This window comes from Streptomyces sp. NPDC093018 (assembly GCF_040684035.1).
GTDB lineage: Bacteria > Actinomycetota > Actinomycetes > Streptomycetales > Streptomycetaceae > Streptomyces > Streptomyces murinus.
Genome location: NZ_JBFBFF010000001.1, coordinates 302227 through 315339, shown reverse-complemented (window position 1 = coordinate 315339; position 13113 = coordinate 302227). Strand labels below are relative to the sequence as shown.

At 73.7% G+C, this 13113-nt stretch carries 11 protein-coding genes and 1 pseudogene; 10 read left to right on the top strand and 2 right to left on the bottom strand.

Annotated elements, in window-relative coordinates; all coding sequences use genetic code 11:
- Positions 1-14 precede the first annotated feature (14 nt).
- From AB0N90_RS01355 to AB0N90_RS01345, 3 genes are all read left to right on the top strand, one after another.
- Positions 15-908: an MOSC N-terminal beta barrel domain-containing protein gene (locus AB0N90_RS01355; RefSeq protein ID WP_365192188.1), complete on the top strand. Its 894-nt coding sequence runs from the start codon at positions 15-17 to the stop codon at positions 906-908.
- A gap of 62 nt (positions 909-970) precedes the next feature.
- Entirely contained in the window at positions 971-1573 is a 603-nt protein-coding gene (locus AB0N90_RS01350; RefSeq protein ID WP_365192187.1) for a hypothetical protein, read from the top strand.
- A gap of 222 nt (positions 1574-1795) precedes the next feature.
- Positions 1796-4237: a right-handed parallel beta-helix repeat-containing protein gene (locus tag AB0N90_RS01345; protein ID WP_365192186.1), complete on the top strand. Its 2442-nt coding sequence runs from the start codon at positions 1796-1798 to the stop codon at positions 4235-4237.
- Positions 4238-4261: 24 nt separating this feature from the next.
- On the opposite strand, the gene AB0N90_RS01340 is transcribed toward AB0N90_RS01345, so the two are convergent.
- On the bottom strand, positions 4262-6871 hold the full coding sequence (locus AB0N90_RS01340) for a hypothetical protein (RefSeq protein WP_365192780.1): 2610 nt from the start codon (positions 6869-6871) through the stop codon (positions 4262-4264).
- 410 nt (positions 6872-7281) lie between these two features.
- Between AB0N90_RS01340 and AB0N90_RS01335 the strand changes: the two genes are divergently transcribed.
- Both AB0N90_RS01335 and AB0N90_RS01330 read left to right on the top strand, forming a co-directional pair.
- Complete coding sequence (locus AB0N90_RS01335; RefSeq protein WP_365192185.1) at positions 7282-8175, top strand: DeoR/GlpR family DNA-binding transcription regulator; 894 nt, start codon at positions 7282-7284, stop codon at positions 8173-8175.
- 103 nt (positions 8176-8278) lie between these two features.
- Entirely contained in the window at positions 8279-8740 is a 462-nt protein-coding gene (locus tag AB0N90_RS01330) for an SRPBCC family protein (RefSeq protein WP_365192184.1), read from the top strand.
- A gap of 215 nt (positions 8741-8955) precedes the next feature.
- Here the strand turns inward: AB0N90_RS01330 and AB0N90_RS01325 are convergent, their stop codons facing one another.
- Positions 8956-9666 (bottom strand): SDR family oxidoreductase, encoded by a 711-nt coding sequence (locus tag AB0N90_RS01325; protein WP_365192183.1) that lies wholly within the window; start codon positions 9664-9666, stop codon positions 8956-8958.
- A 76-nt stretch (positions 9667-9742) separates the two neighbouring features.
- Here AB0N90_RS01325 and AB0N90_RS01320 point away from each other — a divergent pair, with 76 nt between their 5' ends.
- The 5 genes and pseudogenes from AB0N90_RS01320 to AB0N90_RS01300 all read left to right on the top strand — a co-directional run bounded on the left by AB0N90_RS01320 (position 9743) and on the right by AB0N90_RS01300 (position 13092).
- The gene (locus AB0N90_RS01320; RefSeq protein ID WP_365192182.1) at positions 9743-10558 is read left to right on the top strand and encodes a helix-turn-helix transcriptional regulator; all 816 of its coding nucleotides are present in this window, start codon (positions 9743-9745) and stop codon (positions 10556-10558) included.
- A gap of 126 nt (positions 10559-10684) precedes the next feature.
- Entirely contained in the window at positions 10685-11176 is a 492-nt protein-coding gene (locus AB0N90_RS01315) for a DUF2975 domain-containing protein (protein WP_365192778.1), read from the top strand.
- Entirely contained in the window at positions 11176-11457 is a 282-nt protein-coding gene (locus AB0N90_RS01310; RefSeq protein WP_365192181.1) for a helix-turn-helix transcriptional regulator, read from the top strand. The genes AB0N90_RS01315 and AB0N90_RS01310 overlap by 1 nt, the downstream gene beginning before the upstream one ends.
- Before the next feature lie 74 nt (positions 11458-11531).
- Positions 11532-12688 (top strand): annotated as a pseudogene (locus AB0N90_RS01305) (NAD(P)/FAD-dependent oxidoreductase).
- 29 nt (positions 12689-12717) lie between these two features.
- Positions 12718-13092 (top strand): hypothetical protein, encoded by a 375-nt coding sequence (locus AB0N90_RS01300; RefSeq protein WP_365192180.1) that lies wholly within the window; start codon positions 12718-12720, stop codon positions 13090-13092.
- The last annotated feature ends 21 nt before the right edge of the window (positions 13093-13113 follow it).

The following is a 13113-nucleotide window of genomic DNA, read 5'->3' as shown; positions in this document are numbered from 1 at the left end:
GGCACGATGGCGACATGGAACTCGCCGAAGTGCAGTCGATCCATCTCTACCCGGTCAAGGCGTTCCAGGGCCTTGCGGCCGACGCGGCCGCGGTGGAGCCCTGGGGGCTGGCGGGAGACCGGCGCTGGGCACTGATCGACGCCGGGGGGAAGGTCGTCACCCAGCGGGAGCAGCCACGTCTCGCCCTGGCCGCCGCCGAGCCTCTGGCCGGCGGCGGTCTGCGTCTGTCGGCGGCCGGGCGAGCGGCGATCACCATCGAGGTGCCGGAGCCCTCGGACACCGTGCCGGTGAACATCTTCGGGCAGAAGATCGAGGCGGTGCCGGCCGCGGCGGTGGCGCACGCCTGGTGCAGCGCCTATCTCGACCGGGACGTGCGCCTGGTGCATCTGGACGACCCGGCCACCCGCCGCCCCGTCGACCCGGACTACGCGCTGCCGGGCGAGACGGTCAGCTTCGCCGACGGCTATCCCCTGCTCGTCACCACATCGGCCTCGCTCGACGCCCTCAACTCCCTGATAGCCGAGGGCCGGCACGCCGCCGAGGGGCCGCTGCCCATGAACCGGTTCCGGCCCAGCGTCGTGGTCGGTGGCACCGAGGCGTGGGCGGAGGACGAGTGGGCGCGCATCTCGGTCGGCGAGGTCGTCCTCCGTGTCGCGCGCACCTGCGGGCGCTGTGTGGTGACCACCACCGACCAGGGCACCGCCGCGCGCGGCCGGGAGCCGCTGTACACACTGGCCCGGCATCGCAGGTTCGGCCGGAGTCTCGTCTTCGGGCAGAACCTCGTTCCGCTCACGCCCGGGACGATCCGGGTCGGCGATCCGGTACGGGTGCTGGAGCGCGACGGGAGCGGGCCGGCCGGAGATCGGCGGATCGGGGAACCCCGGAGGCGTTCCCGGTCGTTGGGGTGACATGAGAAATGCGTGAGACGTCGCGGCCGTGACCGGCCGCGGGGGACGTGGGGGGTGGGGAGATGCGGGCAGTCACGGGTCTGTGGCGCTGGAGACGCAATCCGCTGTGCCGCGCGACCGATCTGGCCGAGGCGTGGGTGGCACTGGTGGCGCTGGTGCTGATCACCGTGGTGGCGCCCGTGACCGGTGCGCTGACCGGCTTCGTCGCCGAGGACTCCCTCCAGCGTGCCGCGCGGATGGAACAGCACACCCACCATCTGCTCACGGCCACCGTGGTACGGCCGCTGGGCCGGGCTCCCGAGGGCGATCCCGACACCGCCGGCGCGCACGAGGCCCGCAGCCGCGTCCTCGCCGACTGGTCCGCGCCGGACGGCACCGCGCACCGCGGCCCGGTCCTCGCCGACCTCAAGTCCCCTCGCGCCGGGGACCACTTCGGGCTCTGGACGGATCCGCAGGGCCGAATAACCACCCGCCCGCTGGACTCCGTCACGGCCACGGCGCACGCCGTCCTGGCCGGATTCGGCGCCGCCCTGCTGACCGCGGGCCTGGTCGAGACCGCCCGGCGGCTCACCGTCTGGCGCATGGTCCGCCGCCGGTACGCACGCTGGGAGCAGGCCTGGGACCGGGCGGGCCCGGACTGGGGCAAGGCGGGCACCGGCAGCTGAGCACGGGCAGGCTGTGGTCAACCCACCCCGGGCGCACACGCTACGGTGGACCGGCCGAAGCGCTTTCGGCGACAACCCGCGGACGGGCGCACGTCAGGGACTCGCACAGACGCGGGGACACGGACGGGCAGGCCCGGGGGCCGGGCACGCGCACGGACCCGGCAGCGCCGCCCGTACGGGGCGGCGGCCATCAGTACGACGAGGTGGGGGCACGGCAACGCCATGGCACAGGGCACGGTCCAGGTGACGCACACCGGTACCTCGCGGTGGCGGCGCCGCACGGGTGAGTACGCATCGCTCGCCGCCGCCCTGGAGGCCGCCGCCGACGGCGACGTCCTCACCATCGCCCCCGGCACCTACCGGGAGAACCTCGTGATCCAGCGGGCGGTGACGCTCCGCGGTCCGGACGGCTCGCCCGGCTCGGTGCGGATCGCGCCGGTGGACGGGGTGCCGCTGACCGTGCGGGCCTCGGCCGTGGTGCACGACCTGCATGTGGAGGGCCAGGACGCGGCGGCGCCCGCGCTGCTGGTCGAGGAGGGCACGCCCGAGCTGACGGACGTGCGGATCGTGACCCGCTCGGCCGTCGGCGTGGAGGTGCGCGGCGCGGCCCGTCCGACCGTGCGCCGGCTCACCGTGGACAACCCGGCCGGTATCGGCATCGCCGTACTCGACGGCGGCAGCGGGGTGTTCGAGGAGTGCGAGATCGTGGCGGCCGGACAGGCGGGCGTGGCGGTGCGCGGCGGCGGCCATCCGCGCCTGGACCGCTGCCGGGTGCACCACGCCTCGGGCACCGGGTTCACCGTGACCGGTGAGAACTCCGCGCTGGAGGCGGTCGGTTGCGAGATCTACGAGGTGCGCGGCTCCGGGGTGCAGGTCACCCAGCGGGCCGCCGCGCAGCTGACCGACTGCGATGTGCACCGCACCACCGGCGACGGCGTCACGCTGGACACGGACGCGGTGCTCACGCTGGAGGACTGCCGGATCCACGACATCCCGGAGAACGCGGTCGACCTGCGCTCGCGTTCGGTGCTCACGCTGACCCGCACGACGGTCCGGCAGTTCGGGCGCAACGGGCTGTCGGTGTGGGACCCGGGCACCCGGGTGGACGCCAATCAGTGCGAGATCTTCGACAGCACCGGTGACTATCCGGCGGTGTGGGTGAGCGACGGCGCCACCGCGGTGCTGGACTCCTGCCGGGTGCACGATGTGCCGGACGCGCTGTTCGTGCTGGACCGCGGCTCGCGCGTGGACGTGGTGGACAGCGATCTGTCCCAGGTGCGCAACACGGCCGTGTCGGTGAGCGACGGAGCGACGGCGCAGCTGGACGACTGCCGGATCCGGGACGCGGCGACCGGTGCCTGGTTCCGGGACCACGGCAGCGGCGGCACCCTCAACAACTGCACCGTCGACGGCACCCAGACCGGTGTGATCGTCACCAAGGGCGCCGACCCGACCATCGAGCGCTGCACCGTCGACTCCCCCGCCGAGGCCGGCTTCTACGTCTCCGCGGGCGGCCGGGGCAGCTTCCTGAACTGCCGGGTCAAGGGGAGCGGCGGCTACGGCTTCCATGTGATCGACGGCTGCCGCACCACGCTGCGCAAGTGCCGCACCGAGCGCTGTGCGCGCGGGGGTTACGAGTTCGCCGAGGGCGGCGCGGACGCCGGGTCGGGTTCGGGTCCGGTGGTGGAGGACTGCACCAGCGACGAGAGCGGCAGCCTAAGACCCCCGGCGACGCGGGAGACGGCCGTACAGACGGTGTCGCACTCCCCCGGGCTGCTCGGCTCGATCCCCGGGCAGCGCAGCACCGAGCAGGAGCCGTCGGTCACCGCCGCGGAGCCGGTGGAACCGGCGCGTACGTCGAAGGACGTGCTCGGTGAACTCGACGCGCTGGTGGGCCTGGAGAGCGTCAAGCGCGAGGTGCGGGCGCTGACCGACATGATCGAGGTGGGCCGGCGCCGGCAGCGGGCGGGCCTGAAGGCCGCGTCCGTCAAGCGGCATCTGGTCTTCACCGGTTCCCCCGGCACCGGCAAGACGACGGTCGCCCGGCTCTACGGCGAGATCCTCGCCTCCCTCGGCGTGCTGGACAAGGGCCATCTGGTCGAGGTGTCCCGGGTCGACCTGGTCGGCGAGCACATTGGCTCCACCGCGATCCGCACCCAGGAGGCGTTCCAACGGGCGCACGGCGGGGTGCTGTTCATCGACGAGGCGTACGCGCTCTCGCCGGAGGACGCCGGGCGTGACTTCGGCAAGGAGGCCATCGACACGCTGGTGAAGCTGATGGAGGACCAGCGGGACGCGGTGGTGGTGATCGTCGCCGGATACACCGCGGAGATGGAGCGCTTCCTGTCCGTCAACCCCGGTGTGGCCTCGCGTTTCTCCCGCACCATCACCTTCGGCGACTACGGCCCCGAGGAGCTGCTGCGGATCGTGGAGCAGCAGGCCGACGAGCACGAGTACCGGCTCGCCCCCGGCACCGCCGAGGCCCTGGTCGGCTACTTCACCACCCTCCCCAAGGGTCCCGCCTTCGGCAACGGCCGCACCGCCCGCCAGACCTTCGAGGCCATGGTCGAACGCCATGCGAGCCGCGTCGCCCAGCTCCCCGACCCGACCACCGACGACCTGACCCTGCTGTATCCGGAGGACCTGCCGGGTCAGCAGTCCTGAGCGGCGCCGTCGCCGCGTGGGGCATCAGATCGCCGACTCCCCGCGCGGAGCCGGGAGTTCGGTGCGCAGTCGGGTCAGCAGGTCCGCCCGTACCTGGGCGAAGGCCGGGTCGCTCTGGTAGCAGGAGTGGCCCAGGATCGGGGTGGGAAGCGGGTGCTCGGGGGTGCGTCCGTAGGTGAGGGGGTCTCGCAACGGCGGCCGGTCGACGGGCGGTTGACCGTCGGCGGGCAGGCACACCGGGCCGCCGATCGGGTCGGTACGGCGGTAGAGGTTGTGCCAGCACGCCATGTCCCGGTGCAGCCCGGCGAGCGCCGCGGGCCCGAAGTGGGCCGGGAACCAGCGGCCGTACAAGCGCTCCAGCGGTGAGCCGTACGTCAGCAGCGCGATCCGCGCCCGGGCGGCCGGCGTCAGCTGCCAGGCCGCCGCCGCGGCGAGCACGCTGCCCTGGGAGTGGCCGGAGAGCACCAGCCGGCCGCCGGTCGCCTCGGTCCAGGTCGCCATCCGCCAGGTCAGGTCGGGCACCGTGCGCTCGGCGTAGCACGGGGGCGCGAAGGGGTGTGCGGCGCGCGGCCAGAAGGTGCCGACGTCCCACAGGATGCCGACGGTGCGCCGGGCGCCGCGGTCCTTGTAGGCGCGCCGCCCCCAGGTGACGAACAGCAGGAAGCCGAGCCCGACCAGCCATGAGCCAAGACCCTGGGAGATCCCTGCGGCGATCTGTACGGCGGCCGCGGTGCCGCCCGCCGCGCCGTCCGGCGACCGCCCGCTGACCAGGGCCCCGGCCATCGCCCCGCCGCCGAGCACCAGGGCGGCGGCGGAGAGCACGGTGAGGACGAGCGGGGCGCGATCGGTGAGCGCGGCCATGGCCCGGGCGTGGGCGATGGCACGGGTACGGGCCGGATCCTCGGGCTCCCCCGGATGCTCCCGGCGCACGCGGTCGCGTTCGGCACGGGCGAGCCGCGCGGTACCGGCGGCGAGCCGGCCGGCCAGCCCCAGCAGCACCGCGAGCAGCGGCGGAATCATGGACGCCTGCCAGGTCAACGCGACCGGCGGCCCGGAGATGACGCTCCCGGTCCCATCCAGCCAGTCCGCCACCCGCTGCGCGACCCCACCGGACATCACCCCACCCAACGCACAACCGACCAACACCGTGGCAGGCCCCCCGAGACCACGGGTACCGGGGGCGGGCCGGGGCTCGGAGTGAGGGCTGAGGCCGGGGTTGGCACCGAGGTCGAGGGCGGGGCCAGGGCTGACGCCGAGGTCGAGGCCGAGGTCGATGTCGGGGTCGAGGCCAAGGTCGGGGCCGGGTCCGGGGTCGTAGTCGGGTCCGAGGTCGGGATCATGGTTGAGACCTGAGCCAGGACCGGGGGCGCGGCCGGAGCCGAATCCAAAGCCGGGGCCGGGGACCGAGCCAGAGCCGACGGCGGGGGCCGGGCCGGAGCCGGAGCCGAGGCCGCAGGCCGAGGCGGAGTCGGAGTCGGAGTCGAGACCGCGGGCCGAGTCGGAGCCGCAGTCGAGGCCGGTCTCGGTGGTCGGGGTCGGAGGTGTCAGCCCCCTGTGGTACATCCCCCACGCGAGCGCCCCGAGGGCCACCACCAGCGCACCCTGCGCCAGCATCAGGCCGCCGAATGCCGGGTCTCCGGGGAGGCGGCCCGTCGAGTGCCAGTCGGGGCGGGACCAGCCGGTGTAGAGCGCGGTGAGGAGGAGCAGGGCGAGCGCGCCGAGCGGGAGCCGGCGGAGCAGGTGCGGGTCGAGCCGCTGGTCGACGCGGTGTTCGTCGCGGCCCCGACGGCACACCACGGCCACCGTCATACCCGCCCCGGCCAGCAGGCAGACGGTCAGCAGCCGGCCGAGGGCGTCCAGCACCCCGGGCCCGCCGGGCCGGTGGTCGAAGCGGACCGCAGGCACGGCGAGGGCGGCGGCGACCGTCAGCAGCCCGGCCGCCGTGTGGGCGGCGCGCAGCCGGGCCACCAGTCGGCGCCCGTACCAGAAGCCGGGCCGCGCCAGGGCGCTGTCGTCGGGGTCCGGCGCCGGGTCCGGGCCCCGCACCAGCGGCCGGTGGGACTCGTACGCACTCCAGGTGCGGTGCGACAGATACCAGAGCAGGAGGATCAGCCCGCCCGGCACCAGCGCCGCGAGCGCGAGCCGCCGTCCCGGCTGGGCCCACCAGCCGCCGGATGTGCCGAGCAGTTCCGCCCACCGGCGTACGCCGGGACTCTGGGCCGCGTCCGGGGTGAGGAAGGCCAGCCAGAAATGGCGCCGGGCGCAGCCGTGGGCACCGGCGCACTGCCAGGCGACCAGGTCGAGGGCCACCTCGCACGCGGCCGCCACCAGCAGCACCGTGAGAGTGAGGGCGGCGAGCCGCACCAGCAGGCCGTAGAGGCGGACGGCGCGCGGCCGGGCCGGGGCGGCGGGGCGCATCCAGTGGGCGAGGTTGACCACCATGAACGGCAGCAGCAACAGCCACAGGGCGCGGCCCGCGTCACCGGAGGTGAGGTTGCACCAGACGTACGCCTCCTGCACCGGCCCGCCCCCGCCCCGGGGCCCCGGTCCGGCTCGGGAGACGTCCTCGGCGCGGCGGAAGACGGCCGCCGTGTCGTCCCCGGCGATCCGCACGGTGCGCGCGTCGCCCAGCATCTCCTCCGGGGTCGTACCGCCGACCCCGTGCACCAATAATTCGAGATCGACCGGCTCGGGTGATTCAAGATCGACCGGCTCGGGCGCGCGGCCTTCGGTGGGCTGTCCGCTGGGGCGTTCCTGAGCGCGTTCCACACTTCCCCCGTGACGCCGTACGGCCTGTGTCCGTGCCCGCTCCAGGATGTCCGCTTCCGGCGGCCTGCACACCGCTCGTCACAGAATCTCCCCGATCGGTGCGGCGGTGACCGTGCCCCGGGCCGCCCGCCCGCGTGGCGCCGGGCGGTGGCGCACCCCGTGCCGTCCCGTGAAAAGATGGGACGCCCGCGCACCTCCGGACGGACGAACGCACTGCTCGCAGGCGGATGCGCCGGGTGTGTCGAACGGTTGGCGGCGAAAGGACCGGAGCGTACGTGAGCGAGAATCAGCACCTCCTCGCGGAGCAGCGCCGCGCCCTGATCCTGGACGAGGTCCGGCGCCGCGGCGGTGCCCGGGTCAATGAACTGACCCGCAGGCTCGGGGTGTCGGACATGACCGTGCGCCGCGACCTGGACGCGCTGGCCCGGCAGGGTGTGCTGGAGAAGGTGCACGGCGGCGCGGTCCCGGTGGTCGAGGCCAGCACCCATGAGCCGGGCTTCGAGGCCAAGTCGGGCCTGGAGCTGTCGGCCAAGGAGGACATCGCACGGGCCGCCGCCGCCCTGGTCACCCCCGGCACCGCGATCGCCCTGTCCGGCGGTACGACGACGTACGCGCTCGCGCAGCATCTGCTGGAGGTGCCGGACCTGACCGTGGTGACGAACTCGGTGCGGGTCGCGGACGTCTTCCACGCGGCGCAGCGCACCTCGGGGCAGCGGCAGGGCGCGGCCACGGTGGTGCTGACCGGCGGGGTGCGCACCCCGTCCGACTCGCTGGTGGGCCCGGTGGCCGACCAGGCGATCGCGGCGCTCCACTTCGATCTGCTCTTCCTCGGGGTGCACGGCATATCGGTCGAGGCGGGCCTGTCCACGCCGAACCTGGCGGAGGCCGAGACCAACCGCCGTCTGGTGCACTCGGCTCGGCGCGTGGTGGTGGTCGCCGACCACACCAAGTGGGGCACGGTGGGCCTGAGTTCGTTCGCCACGCTGGGCCAGGTGGACACGCTGGTGACCGACGCGGGGCTGCCGCAGGAGGCCCGCACCGAGGTCTCCGAGCGGCTGCGGCGGCTGATCGTGGCCGGGGAGCCGGACATCGAGGACGCGGCCGGGGACGGCGAGGAACCGGACGGCGACACCGCCGCGGAACCCGCCGACGGCGCCGAGGACAACTGACACCACGTCAACTACGCTGCTGCCACGGCCCGTCCGCGCGGAAGATGACCGACACTCGTCAACGCCCTACCTCCGTGCGGGACTTCACGAGGAGGTTGCCGCCATGGCCCAGCATCTGCGTCCGGTCGGCCCGGACTTCGTCGACCGTGCGCCCGTACGGCTGGTGTTCGGCCGGGACCTGAACGCCGCCCCGGATCTCGTCTACCGGGCCCTCGTCGAGGACGTGGCGAGCATGCCGCAGTGGTTCTCGGCCGTGGCACGCGCCCGGTCGACGGACGGCGGGCGCGATGTCCGGCTGCGCGGCGGCATCCGCTTCAAGGAGACCGTCCTGGTCGCCGAGAAGCCCGAGCTGTACACGTACCGCGTCGACGTGACCAACACCCCGGGCGCCCGCGCCTGGGTGGAGGAATGGCGCCTGACCCCCGTCGGCACCGGCACCCGTATCCGGGCGGTCTTCGCCCTCGACGGGACCACCGCGTTCCGCCTCGGCTGCCGACTGGCCGCGCCGGGCGTGGGCCTCGCCATCCGGCGGGCGGCTGGGGCGCTGGACCGGCATCTGGCCTAGGGTCGGGTCTTCCACCCGGACCGGGCCGGACACAGGCCGCACAACCCCGCCCGGACCGGGCCGAGCACAGGCCGCACAGCCCCGCCCGGATCAGGCCGGGCATAGGCCGCACAGCCCCACCCTGACCAGCCCGGGCACAGGCCCGCACAACCCCGCCCGGACCAAACCGGACGCGGGCCGAGCGGCCCGGCACGATCCGCGCGGGCGACCCGGGGTCACCAGGGCACGGGCGTTCCGTCCCAGGAGAAGAACGCGCCGGTCGGCCCGTCGTCCGGCAGCAGCGCCAGGCGTACGGCGCCCTCGGCGGCCTCCGCCGGGTCCCCGCCCGCCGCCGCCCGGGAGTTGAGGTCGGTGGCCCGCAGCCCGGGGGCGAGCGCGTTGACCTTGATGCCGTCCTCGGCCAGCGTCTGGGCGTACAGGACGGTGAGGGCGTTGAGCGCGGCCTTCGAGGACCGGTACGCGGCCGCGCCACCGCCGGGCGCGAACTGGGGGTTCGGCCCCGTGCTCCAGGCCAGTGAGCCGGTGCCGCTGGAGATGTTGACGATCCGGGGGTGCGGGGAGCGGCGCAGGGCGGGCAGGAAGGCGTTGGTGACCGCGGCGACCCCGAACACATTGGTCTCGTAGGTGCGCCGGAACTCGTCCGTGCCGGTCTCGGCGGCCGGGGCGAGCGAGGTCGAGACGCCCGCGTTGTTGACCAGGACGTCGAGGCGTTCCACCTGGCCCGCGGCCGCGGCGATGCCGTCCGGGTCCGTCACATCGAGGACCAGGAGCCGGGCATTGCGGCCGATCTCCTCGACGGCCGCCCGCCCGCGCCCGGCGTCGCGGGAGCCCACGTACACCGTGCACCCCTCGGCGGCGAGCAGACGGGCGATCTCCTTGCCGATTCCCTTGTTGGCACCGGTGACCAGTGCTGTGCGATCGTTCATGGCAGCCACGGTCCCCCGGCACCGGCCACCGCGCCAGGGACCACCTGTACCAGGCGATGGACGGAGCTGAGGCGGTATGGCGCGGCCCGAGCTGGCCCGCTTCCTGCGGGAGCGCCGCGCGGCCCTGCACCCGCGGGAACTCGGCCTCCCCACAGGCTCCCCGCGCCGTACCCCGGGCCTGCGCCGCGAGGAGGTGGCCGACCTGGCGCACATCTCCGTCGACTACTACGTGCGGCTGGAACAGGCCCGCGGTCCCCGGCCGTCGTCCCGCGTCCTGGACGCGCTGGCCGGGGCGCTGCGTCTGACACCGGCCGAGCGCGGCCATCTGTTCCGGCTGGCCGGGACGAGCGCGCCGCCGCCCGCCACCGGCGCCGTACGGCGGGTACGCCCGCATGTGGAGCGGATGCTGCGCCGCCTGCCGGAGACCGGTGCGATCGTCACCGACGCGGCCTACGGGGTCGTCGCCTGGAACCCGCTGGCCCAGGCCCTGCTGGGCGGTGGCCTCGGACAGGGGACGACGAACCTGGCCCGGCGCCGCTTCCTCGGCGCGGGCGGCGGATACGAGAACTCCGGTGCCGAGGAGTTCGGGCAGATCGCGGTGGCGCGGCTGCGCCGGGCCGCCGACCGCTATCCGCATGATGCCCGGCTCGCCGCCCTGCTGGCCGAACTGCGCGCCGGCAGCGAGGAGTTCGGCCGGCTCTGGGAGACCCGGCCGGTGCACGCCCCCGGGCACCGCACCAAGACGATCGTCCATCCGGCGGCGGGTCGGCTGCGGCTGAACTGCGACGTCCTGCTCGTGCCCGAGGACGACCAGGAGGTCGTCCTGATCACGGCCGACCCCGGCTCCCCCTCGGCCCGGGCCCTGCGCGGACTGGCGACGACGGCGGCCTAGGTCAGGTCGTCACACCGTGGTCATGTGAGATCACTGCCCAGCACAACCATGCCGCCGACGGAACCGACTTGCCACACCTATCGATATTCGATAGTTTTCTATCGCGATTCGATCAAGGGAGTGACATTGGGCAAGGTGACAGTGCTCGCGCTGCGCGCCGTGATGGTGGTACTGCACGCCGGGGCGGTCTCCGCCCAGGCGGTGATGGTGGCGATGCTGACAGGCGCCATGGCGGACAGCGTCCTCCCCGACCGCCGCACCCCGGCCCTCGTGATCACGATCATGGGCGTCGTGACGGTCCAGGTCGTGCTGGTCTGCGTGTGGCGGCTGGTGACGATGGCGCAACGCGGAACCGTGTTCTCCCCCACCGCATTCCGCTACGTCCATCCCGTGATGGGCGCGTTCGTGGCGGCCGCGCTCCTGGTGCTCGCGCTCGGGTCGGTCCTGGCCCCTGGCGATGTCGTTCCCCCGGGCGTTGTGGCCCTGTTGGGCGGCGTCAGCCTGGCGATCTTCGGGAACGCGCTCATCGTGCTCGTGCTGCGGATGCTGCTCGCACAAGCCGTCGCACGCGACGTCGAGGCGTCGCGGCTGGGGGCCGAGCTGGCCGAGGTGATCTGATGCCGATCGCCGTCGACATCGACGTGATGCTCGCGAAGCGGAAGATGTCCGTGGGTGAACTGGCGGACCGCGTGGGGATCACACCCGCCAACCTGGCGGTGCTCAAGAACGGCCGGGCCAAGGCGGTGCGCTTCACCACGCTCGCCGCGCTGTGCGAGGTGCTCGAGTGCCAGCCCGGAGACCTGCTGCGCTGGGAGCCCGGCGGCCCCGGGGACAGGGACGGGGACGGGGCCGCGCACGAATCCGGAGCGTCCGTCCCGGCCGGCTCCCCGCCTCGGTGACCACAGGCGCGGCAGTCGGCGCCCGCCGCCCGCCGCGCCGGCCGATGACGGACTCCACAACGAACAGAGCAGATATGACGACAGCGCGCCTCTCCTACCGCGTCGGGAGCACGGACAGGGCCGACGTCCTGGTGGTCGGGGCCGGCCTGGCCGGACTCAACACCGCCACCCTCCTCGCCCGACAGGGCCACGACGTGCTCCTGGTCGAACGCCGAACGAACCTCGCCGGCGCGATCCGCACCACAGGAATCTTCGTACGGAAGACACTCGACGACTTCCCGCTGCCCCCCGACTGCCTCGGGCCACCGATCCGACGCGTGGTCCTCTACCCCCTGACCTGCGCCGCCCGGTCAGCCTCACCAGTCCCCGCGACGAATACCGGGTGGGCGACATGGCGCCGCTCTACGAAGCGACGGCCGCCACCGCGGTCGGCGCCGGCGTACGCGTCGCACTGGGCACGCGCTACACCGGCCGACAGGGCGACATCTTCCACCTGGCCGGTCGCGACGGACCCGCCACGGCACGGGCCCGCTTCATCGTCGGCGCCGACGGGGCCCGCTCAAGAGTCGCCCGCGACCTCGCTCTCGACCGCAACCACCACCTGATCGTCGGCGCCGAAGAGATCTTCGAACTCCCCGGAAGCGACCAGCCACCGACATTCCACTGCGTACTCGACCCCTCGCTCGCCCCCGGCTACCTGGCCTGGGTGATCAACGACGGGCAACACGCCCACGTCGGAGTCGCGGGCTACGCCGACCGCTATCCGGACGGTCTTCGCCGGGCGATGGAGCGGTTCAGCGTTTCAGCGCCCGGACTGACCGGCGTCGAGCGTCCCGAGACGGTGGAGCGGCGCGCGGGTCCCATACCCGTCGGCGGCCTGCTGCGCCGGATCAGCTGCGCCGACGGACTCCTCGTGGGGGATGCGGCAGGCGCGGTCTCCCCGCTCACCGCCGGCGGCCTGGACCCGTGTCTACGACAGTCGCAGCTCGCGGCCGAGGTCCTCCACGACGCGCTGCGCACCGGAAATCCGGGCGCGATGACCGACTACGACGGAGCCGCGCTCCGCCCCCACTTCCGCGGACGACTCCTGCTGCGCGGGATATCGGCCCGCGTACGGACGCCTGCCGCGGCAGCAGCGGGATTCACCCTGCTCCGCACACCGTTCGGCCGGGCCGCGGCAAGCCGAGTCCTCTTCGGCGACAGATCCTTCCCCGACCCCACAACCAAGTGAACTCACTGAACGAGAGGCCGCATCACATCATGCCCACCTTCCCCGTACCGGCAGCCGCGAAGCTCATCACCACGGTGGCGGGGCTGGCCGTCGCCTGCGGACTCCTTACGGGTTGCGGTGCCAAGAGTCCCGACGTGACGTACAAGGCCTGGACCGAAGGAGGCGATCTGCGATCCGTCAGGCACGACTACATCGATGGCCCCAACGGCGCGGTGAGCATGCCGGCCAAGGTGAGCGGAGCGACGTGGAGCACCCGGGAGGACGGCGGGCACAACCCGCGCATCGAGGCCGTGCCCACCGGCAAGGGCGTGGCGCACTGCCTCCTGCGGGAAGGCGACCACCATGTCCTGGACCAGCAGACGGGAGCAGCGGGCCGGCCGGTGACATGCTCCGCCCACCGGTAGCAGGGCCCACCGGTAGCAGGG